The organism is Sulfitobacter indolifex, from assembly GCF_022788655.1.
Taxonomy (GTDB): domain Bacteria; phylum Pseudomonadota; class Alphaproteobacteria; order Rhodobacterales; family Rhodobacteraceae; genus Sulfitobacter; species Sulfitobacter indolifex.
Genome location: NZ_CP084951.1, coordinates 244,547 through 263,710, shown reverse-complemented (window position 1 = coordinate 263,710; position 19,164 = coordinate 244,547). Strand labels below are relative to the sequence as shown.

17 protein-coding genes are annotated in these 19,164 nt (G+C 60.5%); 9 read left to right on the top strand and 8 right to left on the bottom strand.

Annotated features, from left to right (window positions below):
- Window positions 1-885 (top strand): polyprenyl synthetase family protein, encoded by an 885-nt coding sequence (locus DSM14862_RS01240; protein WP_007118581.1) that lies wholly within the window; start codon window positions 1-3, stop codon window positions 883-885.
- A 41-nt stretch (window positions 886-926) separates the two neighbouring features.
- Complete coding sequence (gene dxs, locus DSM14862_RS01235; protein WP_007118580.1) at window positions 927-2,855, top strand: 1-deoxy-D-xylulose-5-phosphate synthase; 1,929 nt, start codon at window positions 927-929, stop codon at window positions 2,853-2,855.
- Here the strand turns inward: dxs and DSM14862_RS01230 are convergent.
- The 6 genes from DSM14862_RS01230 to DSM14862_RS01205 form a co-directional block, all read right to left on the bottom strand.
- Window positions 2,852-3,445 (bottom strand): exopolysaccharide biosynthesis protein, encoded by a 594-nt coding sequence (locus DSM14862_RS01230; protein ID WP_007118579.1) that lies wholly within the window; start codon window positions 3,443-3,445, stop codon window positions 2,852-2,854. The two genes, dxs and DSM14862_RS01230, sit on opposite strands and share 4 nt — an antisense overlap.
- Before the next feature lie 14 nt (window positions 3,446-3,459).
- On the bottom strand, window positions 3,460-4,314 hold the full coding sequence (locus DSM14862_RS01225) for an SDR family oxidoreductase (RefSeq protein ID WP_040700801.1): 855 nt from the start codon (window positions 4,312-4,314) through the stop codon (window positions 3,460-3,462).
- A gap of 51 nt (window positions 4,315-4,365) precedes the next feature.
- On the bottom strand, window positions 4,366-4,524 hold the full coding sequence (locus DSM14862_RS01220; RefSeq protein ID WP_007118577.1) for a YjbH domain-containing protein: 159 nt from the start codon (window positions 4,522-4,524) through the stop codon (window positions 4,366-4,368).
- Window positions 4,525-4,786: 262 nt separating this feature from the next.
- On the bottom strand, window positions 4,787-6,670 hold the full coding sequence (locus tag DSM14862_RS01215; RefSeq protein ID WP_007118576.1) for a polysaccharide biosynthesis protein: 1,884 nt from the start codon (window positions 6,668-6,670) through the stop codon (window positions 4,787-4,789).
- Window positions 6,671-6,914: 244 nt separating this feature from the next.
- Window positions 6,915-7,526, bottom strand: a complete 612-nt coding sequence (locus DSM14862_RS01210) for a sugar transferase (RefSeq protein ID WP_007118575.1) — start codon at window positions 7,524-7,526, stop codon at window positions 6,915-6,917.
- A 10-nt stretch (window positions 7,527-7,536) separates the two neighbouring features.
- Window positions 7,537-8,430, bottom strand: a complete 894-nt coding sequence (locus DSM14862_RS01205; protein WP_050770329.1) for an NAD-dependent epimerase/dehydratase family protein — start codon at window positions 8,428-8,430, stop codon at window positions 7,537-7,539.
- Between the two features lie 143 nt (window positions 8,431-8,573).
- Between DSM14862_RS01205 and DSM14862_RS01200 the strand changes: the two genes are divergently transcribed.
- On the top strand, window positions 8,574-9,686 hold the full coding sequence (locus DSM14862_RS01200) for a polysaccharide biosynthesis/export family protein (protein WP_007118573.1): 1,113 nt from the start codon (window positions 8,574-8,576) through the stop codon (window positions 9,684-9,686).
- A gap of 9 nt (window positions 9,687-9,695) precedes the next feature.
- On the opposite strand, the gene DSM14862_RS01195 is transcribed toward DSM14862_RS01200, so the two are convergent.
- Window positions 9,696-10,940, bottom strand: a complete 1,245-nt coding sequence (locus DSM14862_RS01195) for a glycosyltransferase family 4 protein (RefSeq protein WP_007118572.1) — start codon at window positions 10,938-10,940, stop codon at window positions 9,696-9,698.
- A gap of 123 nt (window positions 10,941-11,063) precedes the next feature.
- Here DSM14862_RS01195 and ade point away from each other — a divergent pair, with 123 nt between their 5' ends.
- From ade to msrA, 6 genes are all read left to right on the top strand, one after another.
- Window positions 11,064-12,866 (top strand): adenine deaminase, encoded by a 1,803-nt coding sequence (ade, locus tag DSM14862_RS01190; RefSeq protein ID WP_040700797.1) that lies wholly within the window; start codon window positions 11,064-11,066, stop codon window positions 12,864-12,866.
- Window positions 12,863-14,326, top strand: a complete 1,464-nt coding sequence (locus DSM14862_RS01185) for an AMP nucleosidase (protein WP_007118570.1) — start codon at window positions 12,863-12,865, stop codon at window positions 14,324-14,326. The genes ade and DSM14862_RS01185 overlap by 4 nt, the downstream gene beginning before the upstream one ends.
- A gap of 127 nt (window positions 14,327-14,453) precedes the next feature.
- Window positions 14,454-14,741 carry an HU family DNA-binding protein gene (locus tag DSM14862_RS01180; protein ID WP_007118569.1) on the top strand — a complete coding sequence of 96 codons (288 nt, stop codon included), beginning with the start codon at window positions 14,454-14,456 and terminating at the stop codon, window positions 14,739-14,741.
- A 477-nt stretch (window positions 14,742-15,218) separates the two neighbouring features.
- Window positions 15,219-16,088, top strand: a complete 870-nt coding sequence (locus tag DSM14862_RS01175) for a DMT family transporter (protein WP_007118568.1) — start codon at window positions 15,219-15,221, stop codon at window positions 16,086-16,088.
- A 79-nt stretch (window positions 16,089-16,167) separates the two neighbouring features.
- Entirely contained in the window at window positions 16,168-16,617 is a 450-nt protein-coding gene (gene msrB / locus DSM14862_RS01170) for a peptide-methionine (R)-S-oxide reductase MsrB (RefSeq protein ID WP_007118567.1), read from the top strand.
- Window positions 16,614-17,123 carry a peptide-methionine (S)-S-oxide reductase MsrA gene (msrA, locus tag DSM14862_RS01165; protein WP_007118566.1) on the top strand — a complete coding sequence of 170 codons (510 nt, stop codon included), beginning with the start codon at window positions 16,614-16,616 and terminating at the stop codon, window positions 17,121-17,123. The genes msrB and msrA overlap by 4 nt, the downstream gene beginning before the upstream one ends.
- A 29-nt stretch (window positions 17,124-17,152) precedes the next feature.
- Here the strand turns inward: msrA and DSM14862_RS01160 are convergent, their stop codons facing one another.
- Window positions 17,153-19,159 carry a hydantoinase/oxoprolinase N-terminal domain-containing protein gene (locus tag DSM14862_RS01160; protein WP_007118565.1) on the bottom strand — a complete coding sequence of 669 codons (2,007 nt, stop codon included), beginning with the start codon at window positions 19,157-19,159 and terminating at the stop codon, window positions 17,153-17,155.
- Window positions 19,160-19,164 lie beyond the last annotated feature (5 nt).

Genomic DNA, 19,164 nt, shown 5'->3' with positions numbered 1-19,164 from the left:
ATGACCTTACAGTCCACCCCCCGTCCCTTGGCCGAGGCACTGACCCACGCCCGCGACCTCGCTCAGGCGCAGATCGAAGCGGCGCTGAGCGCGCATAAAGGCCCGGTGGCCGAGGCGATGCGCTATGCCTGCACAGGCGGCAAAGGACTGCGTGGCTTTCTGGTGATCGAATCCGCTCGGCTCCACGGTATCGCCCCCGGCATGGCCGCCCCGGCAGCGGGCGCGATCGAGGCGCTGCACGCCTATTCGCTGGTGCATGACGATCTGCCCTGTATGGACGACGACGACCTGCGCCGCGGCCAGCCGACGGTGCACCGCAAATGGGACGAGGCGACCGCCGTGTTGGCGGGAGACGCATTGCAGACTTTGACTTTCGAACTGATCGGGCATCTGCCTTGCTCCGCCGAAGCGCGCCTGAGCCTGATGACCAGCCTTGCCGGGGCCGCAGGGGTTGGCGGTATGGTTGGCGGCCAAGCGCTCGACATTGCTGCGGAAACTGCGCCCGCGCCGCTGTCGCTGGCCGAGATTACGGCGCTTCAAGCCGGCAAAACCGGCGCGCTGATCGAATGGTCCGCCATGGCCGGGCCGCGCATGGCCGGGGCAGATGCCACGGCGCTTGGCCAATATGCCAAACACCTTGGCCTCGCCTTTCAGATTGCTGATGATATTCTCGATGTCGAAGGCGACGCAGAAACCGTTGGCAAGGCCGTGGGCAAAGACGATGCAGCGGGCAAAGCGACTTTCGTGTCCCTCCTCGGGCTGGATGGGGCCAAGACCCGCGCCGCCGAATTGGTGGACATGGCCTGTGACGCCCTATCTGATTATGGACAAGAGGCGCAGAGCTTGCGAGCCGCTGCCGCCTTCGTTATTGCCCGCGACAGCTAGCCGGGCGGCACATGCGCCAATGCGGCACCAGAGAGGCCCCGATGAGTGACACAACCGCCACCCCCCTGCTTGATCAGGTCACCCGCCCCGCGGACCTGAAACACCTGTCCGATGCCCAGCTGACCCAAGTCGCCCGTGAATTGCGGACCGAGACGATCTCGGCCGTGTCGGAAACGGGCGGGCATCTGGGCGCGGGCCTTGGCGTGGTGGAACTGACCGTGGCGCTGCATGCGGTCTTTGACACCCCGCGCGACAAGATCATCTGGGACGTCAGCCACCAGTGCTACCCCCACAAAATCCTGACCGAACGCCGCGACCGCATCCGCAGTCTGCGCATGAAGGACGGGCTGAGCGGGTTTACCAAACGCAGCGAGTCGCCCTATGACCCGTTTGGTGCAGCGCATAGTTCGACGTCGATCTCTGCGGCTCTGGGTTTTGCCGTGGGCCGCGACCTCGGCGGCGTAATCCCCGAAGGTTTGGGCGATGCGATTGCCGTGATCGGTGATGGCGCGATGAGCGCGGGCATGGCCTATGAAGCGCTCAACAATGCGGGCGACCTCAAAAAGCGTCTGATCGTGATCCTCAACGATAATGAGATGTCCATCGCTCCGCCTGTTGGCGCGATGTCGAGCTACCTCAGCCGCCTCTACGCCGAAGCGCCGTTCCAAGATTTCAAAGCCGCCGCCAAAGGCGCGGTGAGCCTGCTGCCCGAACCCTTCCGCGAAGGCGCGAAACGCGCCAAAGACATGCTTAAAGGCATGGCCGTTGGCGGCACGCTGTTTGAGAACCTTGGGTTTTCCTATCTCGGGCCAATCAACGGCCATGACATGGACCAGCTTCTGCCGGTGCTGCGCACTGTCCAACAACGCGCCACTGGGCCGATCTTGATCCACATCCAGACTCAAAAGGGCAAGGGCTATGGCCCCGCCGAAGCGGCACGCGACCGGGGCCATGCCACGGCCAAGTTCAACGTCGTGACGGGCGAGCAAAAGAAATCGCCCTCCAACGCGCCCAGCTACACCCGCGTTTTCGCCGACAGCCTGCTGACTGAGGCCGCCGAGGACGACAAAATCTGCGCCGTGACCGCCGCGATGCCCGACGGCACTGGGCTCGACCTTTTTGCCGAACGCTACCCCAGCCGCTGCTTTGACGTGGGCATCGCCGAGCAGCACGGCGTGACCTTCTGCGCGGGGCTTGCGGCGGCGGGGATGAAACCCTTCTGCGCGATGTATTCGACCTTCCTGCAGCGCGGCTATGACCAAGTCGTGCATGACGTCGCGATCCAGCGCCTCCCGGTGCGCTTCGCCATCGACCGCGCCGGATTGGTCGGCGCTGACGGGCCAACCCACGCAGGCGCATTTGATGTGGCTTTCCTCGCCAACTTGCCCGGTTTCGTGGTCATGGCCGCCGCCGATGAGGCCGAGTTGCGCCACATGGTCGCCACCGCCGCTGCGCATGACGAGGGTCCCATCGCCTTCCGCTATCCGCGTGGCGAAGGTCGGGGTGTTGAGATGCCTGAGCGCGGCACGCCGCTGGAAATCGGCAAGGGCCGGATCATCCGTGAGGGCAGCAAGGTCGCGCTTCTGTCTTTCGGCACACGGTTAGAGGAAGTCGAAAAAGCCGCCGAAGCCCTCAGCGCCAAAGGTATCACCCCCACCATCGCTGACGCCCGTTTCGCCAAGCCGTTGGACCGGGACATGATCCTGAAACTGGCCGAGGATCACGAAGCGCTGATCACCATCGAAGAGGGCGCCGTGGGCGGCTTTGGCAGCCATGTGGCGCAACTGCTTGCCGATGAGGCCGTCTTTGATAAGGGTCTTAAATTCCGCTCCATGGTGTTGCCTGACATCTTTATTGATCAGGCCAATCCGGCGGATATGTACGCGGTTGCGGGCATGAACGCGGAACAGATCACCGCCAAGGTGCTGGACGTGCTCGGCATCGGGGATCTGGACGCGCAGCGTGCCTAACTGGTTGCGGTCATCACCAGCAGGCCGCCCGCGATCAGTGTGATTGCCACACAGAGATAGCCCAAAAGCACAAACAGCCCATCGCGGGTGAATAGGCCGAAGACCAGCAGCGCCACGGTGGCAGCGCCGATGGACGACACCATCGGCAGCACCTCCATGAAGGGCCAGCCGAGCGGAATGATCGTGACGACGAGGAGGGTGATGAAACGCATCGGGCCGGTGGTGAGAACCTGAAGACGCGGCTTGCAGCGCCCATCGACAAAGGCGCAAGGACGTCGAAGAAAACGCACGCAACCGTTCAACCGGTGACCCGCCACCTCACGGCGCAAAAGAAACTGCGGCAGCCAAAGCCTGCGCTGACCCGTGACAGCCTGCACCGCCAGTAGGATGATCGTCACCGCCGCGAGTGTCGAGACTCCGGGAATGCCCGACAGGGGCGAGACCAGCAGAAGCGCAACGATGAGGATCAGCGGTGTGACGGAGCGATCGCCAATCTCATGAAGCACATCATTGACCGACACGGCTTCATTCTCTGCTGCGCGATCCATACTATCCAACAGATAGGCCAACGTGTGTTCGTCTTGACGCATGAATGGCCTCGGGTTCAGTCTTCTGACCTCAAGAGAGCGGCCAGACCAGAGCGGTAGACGGGATAGATCGGTTGCCAGCCCAACGCAGCCTTAGCGTGATCGTTCCGCACCTTCTTGCTCTCCGCATAAAAGCTGCGCGCCATAGGGGTCATCTCAGCCTCGTTAAAATCAACAGCCGGAGGCAACGGCAGGCCCAAAAGTTCGGCGGCATGGCCGATCACGTCCTGCGGTGGGGCGGGATCATCATCACAGAGGTTATAAATCGCGCCCGGTTGCGGTGTGGCCAGTGACAGTTCCAACGCCTGCGCGATGTCCTCCACATGGATGCGCGAAAAGACTTGGCCCTCTTTGATAATCCGCCGCGCCGTGCCTTTGCGAACCTTGGCAAAGGGCCCGCGCCCGGGGCCGTAGATGCCCGCCAGACGAAAGATGTGCAGTGGCAAATTCGGGATTGCGGCCCATGCAGCCTCGGCCTGTACCCGCGCTGCACCGCGCCGGGTCGAGGGCGCGAGTGGCGTGGTTTCATCCACCCAATCGCCACCGTGATCGCCGTAGACCCCGGTGGTCGACAGATAGCCGACCCACCGCAGATGCGGCGCGGCGGCGGCAATCTCATCCTGCAACTCCAGTAGAACCGGGTCACCCTCCTGCCCCGGCCCGGCAGAGACCAATAGGTTGGGCACCTCTCGCAAAAGCTGCGTCAAATCATCCCCGGGCCAGAGCAGCGGCTCAACCCCCGTCGCGGCGATCTCGGCCAGTTTATCGGGGCTGCGGGTGGTGCCAATGATGCGCCAGCCTTGCGGGATCAGCCGCGTGGCCAGCGCGCGGGCGCTATAGCCGTGGCCAAGTGAAAGAAGCGTTTTATCCATGCCGCCAAAGTGACCCGCGCAGGCTTCGATCACAAGCACCAAGCGGTGAATTTAGTCGTACCAATCACGCACCCCAACATACCGAAAGCTTGCCGACATGCGCGGCGTTGCTTGAAAGGTGATCGTGTTCCGGATCATGCCAGCAAAGTTCGATACGCCAATCGCAATCTGCCCATCCTTCAGCGCATGGGCGGCGGGCATGTCGAGCATGCCCGGCGAGCCTTAAAAGCTCAATGACGGTCGGTCGGGGGTTTCAAAGATGTGGTAGCTTGGGTCGGCCGATGCAACGCCGGGCAGTGCCGCCCCCCGCCATCAGTAACGGTACCACAGGGCCATTGCGCGGCTTACGTATTAACGTTTTCGTCCGCTGATCCACGAGCCGTCCTTCGCCTGCAATAGTGACAATCTCTGCCTTAATGCTGATCTGCCACATCTTAGAACAGCGGCAATATCGTGACATTTAGCCGCTCGGTCAGGAGGATTTCCTCAGCACCTCTGGCGCTGCGAAGCCTTCGACCCAGCGATAGACCACCTGACGGGCAAGACCCTCGTCATTGGCGACAAGCGCCTCGCGTAGCTCCCGCAGAACCGACGCAATCTCAAGTTCGGTCAACCCATCCTCTCGGGCAGAGTAAATCTTCGGATGAGCCGTACTGATAAGCACACCGCTCAGCGTCAATTCTTCGATCATCTTCTCGCCGGGGCGCAGGCCGGTGATCTCAATCTCGATATCGCCATCGGGGTTGTCTTCATCCCGCACGGTGTATCCGGCAGTTTCGATCACCTGCCGCGCCAGCTTGAGGATGGGCACAGGTTTGCCCATGTCCAAGACAAAGACCTCCCCCCCCTGCGCCAACGATCCGGCCTGCAACACCAGACGCACAGCCTCTTCGACGGTCATAAAGTATCGCGCCACGCCACGGTCTGTGACAGTCAATGGCCCCCCACGGCTGACCTGCTCTTGAAACAGTGGCACGACAGACCCGGAAGAGCCCAGCACATTGCCAAAGCGCACCATGGAAAAGATAACACCGCCCTCACCGCCATATTTCCGCGCCATATCCTGAATGACGAGTTCGGCAAGCCGCTTGGACCCACCCATGATATTGGTCGGGCGCACGGCCTTGTCAGTAGAGATAAAGATGAAGCGCTCAACCCCCGCGCGGGCGGCCTGTTCGGCCAAAGCCTGCGTGCCTAGCACATTGTTCACCAATCCCGAAAGCGGGTTCGCCTCGACCAGTGGGACATGTTTATAGGCTGCCGCATGGAGGATCACGTTGACCTTATGATGCGACAACACTTTGCGCAGTTGTCGGGTATCCGTTACGGTGCCCAAAACCGATACGATTTCAATATCGCTGCCCTCAGCGAGCTGACGGATCTCCATGTCGGCGTTATACAGCGCCAGCTCGCTCAGCTCAAAAAGCACCAGTTTGGTCGGACGGCAGAGCAGCACCTGACGGCAGAGTTCAGACCCGATCGATCCGCCCGCGCCAGAGACGAAAACCACCTTATCAGCATAGCTGACCACCCCATCACCGATCCGGGGGGCGATTTCATCCCTGTTCAAGAAGCGGCGCGGTGACACGGGCGAAAGTTTATCGACCAAGGCCTCTTCGCCGATCAACTGGGCAAATGAAGGAAGGGTCTGCACTTCAAGCCCCAGTTTTTCCAACCGCCGGGCAATCTGCGCCTGTTTTGGGGTGCTCAGCGAGGGCACGGCCAGCAAAACGCGGTCAATTTGCTTTTCGATGACCAGCTCAGCAATCCCCAATGGAGAATAAACCGGAAGCTTTGAAACGTTGAGGCCCTGTAGGGCGATATTGTCATCGACAAAGGCAATCGGCTCAATAAATTCATGCCCACGCAGCGCTGAGACCAACTGCGTGCCCGTGGTGCCCGCGCCGTAGATCAAGACCCGACAGCGCGCGTCACCCAAGCGATAAATCTGCAGCACAACGTACAGCAAGATCACCCGCGAAAGCACCACCAGTGAGAAGAATATCGCCCCGAACATGAAATGCACGCCGATTGGAAAATCAAGCGTCAATAGGGACGCTGTAAGCAGTGAAACGGCAGACAGGATGGCCGCCAATATCGCCGTACTACCGACTGCCGCGGTCTCATAAGCGTTCAACTGCGTGCTACAGACACCCAGCCGGATCGACACGAATACACCGGCAATCAGCGTAGCCGGCAAAATCGGAGCATAGCTGACCAAGGTATCGAGGAAATGTTCGGGCAGTCCGCGCACCACAAGGGCAAAGATCGCTGCCAAAATAATAAGGAGGGAATCCAGCGTCAGCATGATCACGCGCTTTTGCCGTTTGGTCAGCGACTTGATAATGCTCAACATGCGCCGTTCCCTTGATTGCGACTATTTCAGCAAGCGCACAGCGCTCTGAGCGCGCATCGATTGTCTGGCGTCCATGCAGCCCTCAACGCATCGCTGTAAGCACCAAAAGCACCAGCTGTGCGCAACATAGATGCCAACCAATCTTTCACTGCTTAATCATGCAGCACACAGTGCCATGGATTCCTTGAAAAAACCATTTATTTAACTTTTGTGGCCAAAGACGCGGCAAATTCTTACCATGGCGTCATCCCCGCTTGAACAAATTTCCAACTGTCTGAAACACCAGATCAAAGTCGTAACAGGCGCTTTGGTTGCGTTGGTAGATCAGATCAAGCTTGGCCTTGCGTGGCACGCAGACAAGGCTATAGACCCGATCCGTCTCCTCCGGCGTTTCGCAGCGCGAAAGAAGCCGCTCTTCATGTTTATGAAAACGGATCGTTGCCAGCCCGGTGACACCGGGTCGGGATTTTAGGACTTCGGCATAGATGTCGGGGAAACGTTCCACATATTCGCGTAGCGGCGGACGGGGCCCTACAAAGCTGAGATCGCCGCGCAGGATGTTCCAAATCTGCGGAAACTCATCCAAACGCCGCGCCCGCAGCCATGCGCCGGTGGGGGTAATCCGCGCGCTTTTGTTTCCACCCGACACGCCTTGATCTTCCTCCACCACGGTCATCGTCCGCAGCTTCCACAGGTCAAAGCTCTGCTCAGGCGTTTTCATCCGCTCAGCCACATGGAACAAAGGTCGCCCTTCTTTCACCATGAGCCAAACCAGCAACCCCAACAGGATTGGCGCAACGACGATTAGAAGCAGGCTCGCAAAGAACAGATCGAAGATGCGTTTGCGCCACGTCATAGAACGGTCTTCATTGTTTGTTCATATCCTGCTGCCATTCACTTACCAGCCCGACGGGGGTTTGATTTTCTGGCGCAAAATCGAAACGGCATTCAAGTGCATTCGTATCAAGCCGCACTTCCGAAATGGCGGCGATGGATGCCGGTTTGGGCTGCCAGTCCAACCCCGCCGCATCAAGCAGCGCCCCCATCTGCACCGCGCCGGGGGCCGCAATGTTTAGAATTGGCGGGAGATCGCCCCCCGTACACAGCTGATGCAACACGCGCGCCAAGGTGACCGGCCCAATATAGCTGCGGCTTGGCGTGCAGCCATCTGGGAACTGATCAATCTGCATGTCCGGGTGCCAGTCGCCAAGGATCGCGTCGGCCCCGGCGACATTGCCAATCCGCAGCACGGTTACGGCCGCTTCAGCGCGCACTTGAAGCACCGCCTGCTCCATGGCAAGTTTTTGTCGACCGTAGTCTGAGAGCGGCGTGCAGGTCACATCTTCGGTAAGCGAGCCTTGGCCCGCGCCATAGACCGCCGCTGATGAGACCGCGAAAAAACGGGGGACAGCAGCAGCCTCCGCCAATCGCAAGCCGGCGAGGGCGAGGTCAACGTTATCACGCATTGCGGCCCCAGTCCCCGCCGCCCGCGCCGGGGTCACCCCTGCCAAACAGATGATCGCCCGCGCCCCTTGGGCGGCAGCAACAGCAGCATCACAGGGCCGCTCCCCAATGACTGGCAGATCAAATTGACTAAATTCTGGACGGGGCTGTCGCGATTGGCTGCGCAGCATTTTCGGCACGGGCCAATGACGGCGCAATATACCGCCCAACCGGCCCGTCGCGCCGAGCAGCAGAACCCCGTCAAATTCCCAAGCGCCATTCGGAATCACACTGCCATTTGATAATATTGACGCCATGGGTTCAGTCATTATCCTGCAGGACTAGATTTTCGGATGGGGGCCGGGGGTACAACATCCTTTGCAACACGCCAATTTCCGCTGCATATAGGTATAGGTACCCCGGATCACCGGCGAAACACCAAAAGGCGATTGCGCACCTTATGAAGCACCTGAGCAAGCTTTTCCTTTCGGCCCTGATGGCACTATCGCTCGCGGCTTGTAGCAATCTGCCCCGCGGCGCGGCGATCCAGAAAGAGGTCACCAAGGAGGCGGCCGCGCCAGATGCGGATATTGCTGTTTATCCAGTCACCAGTGCTTTCTTGCCGAGCATTGCCCAATGGCCCCGTAACGGCGAGACGCGTTATGGCTGGATCGGTGCCAGCCAAGGTTCAAACGCCCAAGTTATCCGCCCCGGCGACCGACTGGACGTACTGGTATGGGACAGCGGTGACAACTCGCTGCTGACGTCGCCGGCGCAGCAGGTAGCCACATTGCCAGGGCTTCGCGTCTCTGAAAGTGGGACGATCTTTGTGCCTTATATTGGCAAGATTCAGGTGTCTGGCCGGACCCCAGACTCAGCTCGTCAACTGCTTCAGCGACGGCTTGAGACGATTGTCCCTTCGGCCCAGGTCCAACTGGCCATGACCGAAGGCCGTGGCAACTCAATTGACCTTGTCGGTGGCGTAAACACCCCCGGCAACATCCTAATGCCGGACAATAACTTTTCGGTCCTCTCGGCAATCTCCGCAGGCGGCGGGGTGCAAAGCAGCATCGAGAATCCACAGGTCAAATTGGTCCGTGGTGCCAATATCTATACCACCTCAATCGACCGACTTTACGAGAACCCAAGCCTCGACACCCGTCTGATCGGCGGTGACAAGCTTATCATTGAAAAAGATCGCCGCTATTTCTTGTCTTTGGGTGCAGCTGGACGCGAAGCGCAGTTTCCTTTCAACCGCGACGACGTTTCGGCCTTGGATGCGCTGGCGATCATCGGCGGGGTGAACGAGAAGCGCGCCGACCCAGAGGGCATTTTGATCCTGCGCGAATATCCGGCAAGCGCGGTCAGCGCCGGTGTGCGCGGCCCACGCCGCACGCGGGTGGTCTTCACATTGGATCTGACCACCTCTGACGGGCTTTTCTCAGCGCGGAATTTCCATATACAATCTGGCGATCTGGTGCTCGCGACCGAAAGCCCGCTGTCGGACACACGCACCATCCTCGGCCTTGTTGGATCGATCTTCGGCCTTGTGAGGTCCGCTGGAAGCCTCTGAAACTGAGCTTTAGCTGAGCCGCTTACTCTCGGGCACGAGCGCATTAATCCGTGCGAGGTGCTCGGGCAGGCAACGTGTCAGAAAGTCGTAGTTTTCGACCACATGCGCTCGGGCCGCGGGGCCAAGATGCGCGTGGTCCTGCGGATTGGCCAGAACCTCAACCACTTGAGCAGCCAGCGCATCAGGGTCAAAGAAATCCACCAGCAGCCCGGTCTCTCCATGGGTCACCGCTTCGCGGACCGGGGCCACATCGGACGCCACGATCGTTGCCTGCATCGACATGGCTTCGAGCAGCGACCACGACAGAACAAAGGGCATTGTCAGGTAGATGTGACAGCGGCTGATCTGGACGAGTTTCTTGAAATCGGGGTAAGGCACTTTGCCGACAAAATGCACCCGCTCCCAATCAACCCTATCGCCCAATTCCGCCGACATTTCCCCCCGCAGCCCGCCGGGATGGTCGCTTTGCTTGCCGTAGGACACGTCATCGCCGCCGACGATCACCACCCGCGCCTTGGGCCGCTCGGCCAGGATACGTGGCAAGGCGCGCATCATCGTGTGAAAGCCCCGCGTCTTCTCCAAATTGCGCGCCACATAGGTCACAATCTCATCCTCGCGCGTGACGGGGTGCGCCAAGCGGCCTAACTGCAGGCTGACCTTCGGGTCCGGTAGCAGTTGATCGGTGCGGATACCGTCGTGGCAGACGTAAAGCTTGCGGTGAAAGCTTTCGGGGAAACGGTCGCGCTGCCAATAGGTCGGGCAATGTCCAAGATCAACGGTTTCGATATTCGCCAGCGGCACAAGATTGCGCGCGTGGTTCAGATAGGGCGCATGGGCCGTGATTTTCTCGGCAGGGTCAAACCCCACCATGCCGCCGGTCATATTATAGTAATATTCGAAATAGCCGATGATCGGCACGTCGGGCCAAAGCTGTTTGAAGAAACTAAGCTCCCCCCAACCAACGTGGCCGATGATAATATCGGGGCGAAAGCCTTCTTTCTTTTCGATCTGCTGCGCGGCAGCGACGGCCCCAAATCCACTGCCTGCGGCCTCTTCCCAAACGCTGGACAGGCCATAAGCTTTGGCGTCGGGCCGGTGATGAGGACGGTAGACGCGGGTTTCGACCCCCGGCAGTTTCGGCGCGTTTTGACGTTGGGTGATGAAATAGATCCGATGCCCGCCCGCTTTGGCCAACCATTGCACCAGCTCCCGGTACTGGCCGGGCATGTTCTGATGCACAAAGAGAAAATTCATCCGACAGTCCCGTCATTGCCTTGGCCCACAGTTAGCCGCAAGCGGCGCGCTCTGGCAACATCCTGCGCCTTTTCATGGCACCCGCCCGCTTGAACCTCCCCGGCCCCTATGGCACCTTTGGCCATGACAGATAAAACATTCCCCTCTTGGCCCGATGTGGCCACACAATTGGTCGATGTCGCCGCCGGACGGCGCGCTGCTGACACGATCATCACCGGCGGCATCTGGGTTAATGTGCACACCCGCGAATGCCTGCCCGCCCATGACATCGCCATCGCTGCCGGACGCATCGCCTTTGTTGGGCCGGATGCCAGTCATTGCCGGGGTGATAGCACCCAGATCATCGAAGCGAACGGTCGCTATATGATCCCCGGTCTCTGCGATGGGCATATGCATATTGAATCGACCATGCTTACCCCCGCGGAATTCGCCCGCGCGGTGATACCGCACGGCACGACATCGGCCTTCACCGATCCGCATGAGATCGCAAATGTGCTGGGGCTAAACGGCGTGCGGATGATGCATGACGAAGCGCTGATGCAGCCCATCAATATCTTCACACAAATGCCCTCCTGTGCGCCTTCGGCACCGGGGCTGGAAACGACGGGTTTCGAGATCAGCGCCGAGGATGTGGCCGAGGCGATGGCATGGCCCGGCATTATCGGTTTGGGCGAGATGATGAATTTTCCGGGCGTCAGCAACGCCGACCCGCAGATGCTGGCCGAGATCGCGGCGACACAACGCGCGAACAAGACGGTGGGGGGCCACTACGCCTCTCCCGACCTTGGCCCCGCCTTTGCCGCCTATGTCGCTGGTGGCCCAGCAGATGACCACGAGGGCACCTGCGAGGCCGACGCCGTGGCGCGGATGCGGCAGGGGATGCGCTCGATGATCCGGTTAGGGTCCGCGTGGTATGACGTGAAAACCCAGATCACCTCGATCACCGAAAAGGGGCTCGATCCGCGCAATATGATCCTGTGTACGGATGACAGCCATTCAGGCACCATCACGAACGAGGGGCATATGAACCGCGTGGTGCGTCATGCCATTGACTGCGATTGTGATCCGTTGATTGCTTTACAAATGGCGACGATCAACACCGCAACGCATTTCGGGTTAGAGCGTGAGATTGGTTCGCTGACACCGGGCCGCCGCGCCGATGTGATCCTGTCGTCCGACCTCAAGACCCTGCCCGTCGAGATGGTCATTGCCCGTGGCGCGGTTGTCGCAGAAGACGGCAAATGTCTCGTCGACTGCCCGCATTTCGACTGGCCCGATATGGCACGCAGCACCGTCAATATGGCACGCGATCTGGCCGCCGATGATTTCGACATCGCGGCCCCCGAAGGCGCCAATGCCGTCACCGCGAATGTCATCGGCGTGGTCGAAAACCAAGCGCCCACACGTGCGCTGAAGTTCGAACTTCCGGTCACCGAAGGCCGCGTGCAGGCCACAGGCGAAGTCTGCCAGATCGCGCTGGTCGAGCGCCACCGCGCGATGGGTACGGTGACCAACGCTTTCGTCTCTGGCTTTGGCTATGAAGGCCGCATGGCGATGGCCTCCACCGTGGCGCATGACAGCCATCATATGATTGTCGTCGGTACCGATGCCGAGCAGATGGCGCTGGCCGCGAACCGCCTGCGCGAGGTCGGGGGTGGCATCACCATCTTCCGCGACGGCGAAGAACTGGCGCTTGTCGCCTTGCCTATCGCCGGGCTGATGTCCGACCGCCCCGCGGCGCAGGTCGCTGCCGATGCTGATGCCCTCGTGCAAGCGATGGTCGACTGTGGCTGCAAGTTGAACAACGCCTATATGCAGCACTCGCTGCTGGCCCTCGTGGTGATCCCTGAACTGCGGATCTCGGACCTTGGGCTGGTCGATGTGCAGAAGTTTGAAATCATTCCATTGTTAGAGCCGCAAACATGACCACGATCCTCACGCCAGATACCCCGAACCCAGAAAGCTTCCGCGATGCGACGGCTGCAGTGGACCGGCTGACCGAACTTTATCAGCAAGCGACCACCTTTCTGCATGACGCATTTGCCAAGGCGATGGAAACTTCGGCCCCTGATGCCCGCGTGCGCGCCTTTTATCCCGAACTGCGGTTTCGTACGTCGTCTTATGCCCATGTCGATACGCGGCTGTCTTTCGGCCATGTGTCTTCGCCCGGTACGTTCGCGGCGACGATCACCCGGCCTGACCTCTTTCGGAACTATCTGATCCAGCAGATCGGCCTGCTGATTGAAAACCATGACCAGCCGGTGATCGTTGGCCCCTCCACCACGCCGATTCCGGTGCATTTCGCCATGTCGGGTGATAATGCGCTGAACGTGCCCCAAGAAGGGGCCGCCGATTTCACCCTGCGCGATGTTTTCGACGTGCCAGACCTCAGCACCACCAACGATGATATCGTCAACGGCACCTATGTGCCTGTGGACGACGTGCGCCCGCTCGCGCCCTTCACCGCCCAGCGGGTCGATTACTCCCTCGCCCGGCTGGCGCATTACACGGCCACGGACCCCGAGCACTTTCAGACCCATGTGCTGTTCACGAATTACCAGTTCTATGTGACCGAATTCGAACAATACGCCCGCGAGGTGCTGCGCGACCCTGAAAGCGGCTATACCGCCTTTGTCTCAACCGGCAATGCCGAGATCACCGACCCCGATGCGCCTTTGGCGGAGACGCTGAAGACCCCGCAGATGCCGACCTATCACCTCAAACGCGCCGATGGTTCAGGCATCACGCTGGTAAATATCGGCGTCGGCCCGTCGAACGCAAAAACCGCGACCGATCACATCGCCGTGCTGCGCCCTCATGCGTGGCTGATGGTTGGTCACTGTGCCGGGCTGCGCAATACGCAGGCGTTGGGCGATTTCGTTCTGGCCCATGGATACCTGCGCGAAGACCATGTGCTCGACGACGACCTGCCGGTCTGGGTGCCGATCCCGGCGCTGGCCGAAATTCAGATCGCGCTAGAGCAATCGGTGGCGCAGGTCACGCAGCTTGAAGGCTATGAGCTGAAACGCATCATGCGTACCGGCACCGTCGCCACCATCGACAACCGCAACTGGGAGCTGCGCGATCAGAGTGGCCCTGTGCAGCGGCTGAGCCAATCGCGCGCCGTGGCGCTGGATATGGAAAGCGCCACAATCGCCGCCAATGGCTACCGTTTCCGGGTGCCCTATGGCACGCTGCTTTGTGTGTCAGACAAACCGCTGCACGGAGAGTTGAAACTGCCCGGCATGGCCTCGGACTTCTACAAAACCCAAGTTGCGCGCCATCTGATGATCGGCATTCGCGCCATGGAACTGCTGCGGCGGATGCCGCTCGAGCGGATCCACAGCCGGAAATTGCGCTCCTTTGACGAAACCGCGTTCCTGTAGGGGTAAAAACAGCGGAAAATCGCATGTTTTCACGTTTAGGGCGCCACAATTCGTTGTGTTATCCCACAACATACCGTTACATTCCGGCCATGAGGCCCTAAAAAGCGGGCAGTCTAAGGAGAATAAAATGGCAAAACCGATGACCAAGACCCAGCTCGTCGCCGCACTGGCAGAAGAGATGGACACAGACAAGAAATCCGCAGGCGCAGCGCTCGACGCCGTTTGCAACCTGATCACCCGTGAAGTGTCCGCCGGCGGTGCCGTGACCCTGCCGGGCGTTGGCAAAATCTATTGCCGTGAGCGCCCCGAGCGGATGGTCCGCAACCCCGCCACGGGCGAGCAGTTCAAGAAAGACGCCGACAAAGTGGTCAAGATGACCATCGCGAAGGCGCTGAAGGACAGCGTAAACGAGTGAGCCACTGGCTGAATGTTTGCGAAAGGGTCGCCCTTGGGCGGCCCTTTTTCGTTGGAGAGAAATGAGGGAAAGCGCCTACGACTTGATACCCAACTCAGCTGCGGCCATAACCAACGCGCTGCATTGCTCTGAGCCTGTGAATTTGTGACCCGAGGGCCATCGCCTGCCCGCGGGTCGGCGATCCGACATCGCTTCGTACCACTTTATGGTGCAGCCATGATGTGACTTCGCGAAGTTCCACCCAGCCTTACTAAATCGCCTACCCGGTCGCACCAAAGGTGCGCCAGAATAATATCGGCACGCCTTTGGCGTGACGGGCGGGCAGGCGATGGCCCGGCGCCTGCGGCTTGATTCCGGGTCGGGGTGGTTTGCTTGAGGGTCGGGCATTCCTGCCCTCTATGATAGCCCACCAAACCCATCTTGTCCTTCCCCCGCAAACCAGCCATTGCTTAGCAAGTTCAGTACAGGGGGCATCTCATGGACATACGCGCAATTCTCATGGGTCTGGCCTTTGCCGTCATGTGGTCCTCGGCCTTCACCTCGGCGCGGATCATCGTGATGGATGCATCGCCCCTGCTGGCCCTCTCGCTGCGCTACCTGATCTCTGGCCTCATCGGCGTCGGCATCGCGCTGGCTTTGGGGCAAAGCTGGCGACTCACCCCCGCCCAATGGCGCGCGACGATCATCTTTGGCGTGTTGCAAAACGCGGTCTACCTCGGGCTGAACTTCATCGCCATGCAAACCATTGAGGCCTCCCTCGCTGCGATCATCGCCTCAACCATGCCGTTGCTCGTTGGTTTTGCCGCTTGGGCTTTCCTCGGTGAAAAGCTCCGGCCCCTCGGGGTGGCCGGGCTGCTGGCGGGTGTTGTCGGCGTGGCGATTATCATGGGTGCACGGCTCGGCGGCGAGGTTGACCTTTTTGGCCTCATCCTCTGCGCCATCGGCGTGGTGGCCCTCACCGCCGCAACCCTGCTTGTGCGCGGCGCCACATCGGGCGGGAATTTCCTCATGATCGTCGGCCTGCAAATGCTCGTCGGCTGCGTCGCCCTAACCATCGCGACCCTTTTGTTCGAAACACCGCGCATCGACCCCAGCCTGCGCCTAACGCTCGCCTTCGCCTATACCTGCCTGGTCCCGGGCCTTGCCGCCACCGTGGTTTGGTTCTGGCTCGTGAACCGCATCGGCGCCACCCGGGCGGCGACCTTCCACTTCCTCAACCCGTTCTTCGGCGTGGCCATTGCGGCTCTGTTACTGGGCGAAACCCTCGGGCCCCGTGACATCCTTGGCGTGGCGATCATCGCGGGCGGCATCCTTGCCGTCCAAGTCTCTCGCCAGCGCAAGACGTAACGCCAGTGTGAGCCTCAAACCCTTTGAATTTCGCGGCCACACCCCATCTAATAGGCCAAGCCCATAACTGGAGGACGCCATGCCCCATTACGAGAAAACCACCGCCGCGATCGACGCCCTCAGCGCCGAAGAGTTCCACGTCACGCAGCGCAGCGGCACTGAACGCCCCGGCACCGGCAAATACCTGAGCAACAAAGAGCCGGGCATTTATGTCGACATCGTCTCGGGCGAGCCACTGTTTGCCAGCGGTGACAAATACGAGAGCGGCTGTGGTTGGCCGAGCTTCACCAAGCCCATCGAGCCTGCCTATGTCGAAGAGCTGCAAGACGCCACGCTCGGCATGGTCCGAACCGAAGTGCGCAGCAAACACGGCGACAGCCACCTCGGCCACGTCTTCCCCGATGGCCCGCCGGACCGGGGCGGGCTGCGCTATTGCATCAACTCCGCCTCCCTACGCTTCATCCACCGCGACGACATGGAAGCCGAAGGCTATGGCGAGTACCTTAACCAAGTGGAGAATGTGACATGACAACCGAACGCGCAGTACTGGCCGGTGGCTGTTTCTGGGGCATGCAGGATTTGATCCGTCGCCGTCTTGGCGTCGTCTCAACCCGGGTGGGTTATACAGGCGGTGACGTGCCCAATGCGACCTACCGCAATCACGGCACCCATGCCGAAGCGATCGAGATCACCTTCGACCCCGAAAAGACCTCCTACCGCGAGTTGCTGGAGTTCTTCTTCCAGATCCACGACCCCACCACGACGAACCGCCAAGGCAATGACGTTGGCATGAGCTATCGTTCGGCGATCTACTATGTCGATGATGAGCAAAAAGCGGTCGCTGAAGACACCATAGCCGACGTTGAGGCTTCGGGTCTGTGGCCCGGTAAAGTGGTAACCGAAGTCGAACCGGTCGGTGATTTCTGGGAAGCAGAGTCAGAGCATCAGGATTATCTAGAACGTCTGCCCAACGGATATACCTGTCACTTCCCCCGTGCTGATTGGGTTCTGCCCAAGCGCGAAGCGGCTGAATAATTTTGCTGCCCCCGGCGCTTCGCCGGGGGTTAGCCTACCGCCACGCGCGGCCGTCCTGAGGCTTCGACGGTAAGCTCCGCCTCAACGAAAACCTCCCGCCCCTCCACACCTGCCGTGCGGATATCACGCGTCACCTGACACTCAATCTGTGCGGCCCCGGCTGCATGGGCGCGCGCACGGGCAGTTTCGGTCAAAGCTGTCTCTAACAAAGTCAAAGCACTCTGCGCATCGGGGAAATCTTGAGGTCCATCGGTAAGGTGCGCACGGAAAGTCCCCTCACGCGGGACAGTGATGGTGCCGCTTTCACGCATGATCACCCGCCCCACCACCGCACCGATGGCATTTGCGACATGCGCATGTTCCGGCAAGATCATATTTGTGCCCAGCACCTTTCCAACGGCCGGATAATAGGTGGCCGCTGAGGCTCCCAAGCCGACAACAGGTAGGTTTAGACCTGCATCGATACGCACCACGCCACGGTGGCCAGACAGACCACGTTGCATCAAAACATGGCGCGCTAAGGTCTCTGGCGGCAGGCCGAATGCGGGGTCTTCTTCGCTGAATGCAGTCTCTAAGAGGGCCAAACTGGTCTGATAGGTCAACCGGTCGATAATGATCGCGGCAAGTGCATCGGGATCGGGGCAAAATCTCATTCCCGACCCACCGCGTTTGCGCCCAAACAATGCCAACGCCTTGCGCGCTGCACTGCCGTCCCATGCCGTCAAATGCCCCGCAACATGGCTGGCATCGGATGGCGTGACGCCCGCCATCTGCACCAGCCCCCGGGCCACCAACCGTGCCAAAGCGCCTTGCTCAACCCGGTTCTGCAGGACATCCCCCAACGGCCAAGTCGCATCACCTATCCGGTTTAGCAGCGCTAGTTCGCGCGCGCTCAGCCCTTCGGTTTCCTGCCCCGGCACGGACCGGACAAAACGGCCATCATGTTCTCCGGGTATGTTTCGCCTGACTTGCGCGTCTAATGCACGCAGCACAACTTCGGGCGCCTCTTTGGCGAGCAGGGACACAGGCAACAGCCGCCTTGGCCCGAGGGTGACGCCCGCTGTTAGCCCTTCTGAGACAAAGTGCACCTCACTGTCGCCACCCAAACCGTGGGTGCGCATCGCCACGGCCTCAACCATCGTGCGATAGGGTCCGACTTGGGCACCTGCCGGGTCAATGGCTGGGCGCCCGTCTCGCAGCAATGCGATATCCGTCGTGGTCCCGCCGATATCTGACACCAGCGCCGTTTCAGCCCCCGTGAGCCAACGTGCGCCCACCAATGACGCCGCAGGACCGCTGAGAATGGTCTCAATCGGGCGCTGGCGCGCCTGTGCGCTCGACATCAGCGCGCCGTCGCCGCGCACGACCATCATCGGGGCGTCGATGCCCAAGGCGCGCAACTGTGCCTCTGCCCGTCCGATTAGGCGGTCGATCATGCCGATCAGCCGTGCGTTTAACAGCGCCGTAAGTGCGCGTTTCGGGCCGTTTAGCTTGGCCGATAAGCTATGAGAGGCAGATACGGGACGTCCGGTGATCTGCGCCACCAGCTCCGCGACCCGAAGCTCATGGGCGGGGTTGCGGGTTGCGAATTGGCTGGCCACAGCAAAGCCGCTCACGTCTTTTTTATGTGTCTCTAAAAAGGCCGTTAGGGCTGTTTCATCCAGCGCCGCGACCTCCGCCCCCGCGTGATCATGGCCTCCGGTGAGCAGCAGGCAGGGATCATCGCGCAGCGCCTCGGACAGCCCATGTGCCTCAAGATCACGCGCGCGAAAGCCGACATAGATCAAAGCCACGCGCCCGCCCTGCCCTTCGACCAGCGCATTGGTCGCCAAGGTGGTCGAGAGAGACGCCATAGCAATATCTTGTGGCGCTACACCCGACTGCGTCAGTACCGCACTCACCGCATTGCCAACGCCTATCGCCAAATCATGACGCGTTGTCAGCGCCTTGGCCGAGGCCATTACTTCGGTCTCATCCCGGATCAGCACCGCATCCGTATAGGTGCCGCCCGTGTCCACGCCCAATAAAATCGCCACCGGCG

Bases quoted from the DNA above. Each gene is read 5' to 3' on its own strand.
- DSM14862_RS01240 (WP_007118581.1), top strand. From the start codon at position 1: ATGACCTTACAGTCCACCCCCCGTCCCTTGGCCGAGGCACTGACCCAC.
- dxs (WP_007118580.1), top strand. From the start codon at position 927: ATGAGTGACACAACCGCCACCCCCCTGCTTGATCAGGTCACCCGCCCC.
- DSM14862_RS01230 (WP_007118579.1), bottom strand. From the start codon at position 3,445: ATGCGTCAAGACGAACACACGTTGGCCTATCTGTTGGATAGTATGGAT.
- DSM14862_RS01225 (WP_040700801.1), bottom strand. From the start codon at position 4,314: ATGGATAAAACGCTTCTTTCACTTGGCCACGGCTATAGCGCCCGCGCG.
- DSM14862_RS01220 (WP_007118577.1), bottom strand. From the start codon at position 4,524: ATGCTCGACATGCCCGCCGCCCATGCGCTGAAGGATGGGCAGATTGCG.
- DSM14862_RS01215 (WP_007118576.1), bottom strand. From the start codon at position 6,670: ATGTTGAGCATTATCAAGTCGCTGACCAAACGGCAAAAGCGCGTGATC.
- DSM14862_RS01210 (WP_007118575.1), bottom strand. From the start codon at position 7,526: ATGACGTGGCGCAAACGCATCTTCGATCTGTTCTTTGCGAGCCTGCTT.
- DSM14862_RS01205 (WP_050770329.1), bottom strand. From the start codon at position 8,430: ATGGCGTCAATATTATCAAATGGCAGTGTGATTCCGAATGGCGCTTGG.
- DSM14862_RS01200 (WP_007118573.1), top strand. From the start codon at position 8,574: ATGAAGCACCTGAGCAAGCTTTTCCTTTCGGCCCTGATGGCACTATCG.
- DSM14862_RS01195 (WP_007118572.1), bottom strand. From the start codon at position 10,940: ATGAATTTTCTCTTTGTGCATCAGAACATGCCCGGCCAGTACCGGGAG.
- ade (WP_040700797.1), top strand. From the start codon at position 11,064: ATGACAGATAAAACATTCCCCTCTTGGCCCGATGTGGCCACACAATTG.
- DSM14862_RS01185 (WP_007118570.1), top strand. From the start codon at position 12,863: ATGACCACGATCCTCACGCCAGATACCCCGAACCCAGAAAGCTTCCGC.
- DSM14862_RS01180 (WP_007118569.1), top strand. From the start codon at position 14,454: ATGGCAAAACCGATGACCAAGACCCAGCTCGTCGCCGCACTGGCAGAA.
- DSM14862_RS01175 (WP_007118568.1), top strand. From the start codon at position 15,219: ATGGACATACGCGCAATTCTCATGGGTCTGGCCTTTGCCGTCATGTGG.
- msrB (WP_007118567.1), top strand. From the start codon at position 16,168: ATGCCCCATTACGAGAAAACCACCGCCGCGATCGACGCCCTCAGCGCC.
- msrA (WP_007118566.1), top strand. From the start codon at position 16,614: ATGACAACCGAACGCGCAGTACTGGCCGGTGGCTGTTTCTGGGGCATG.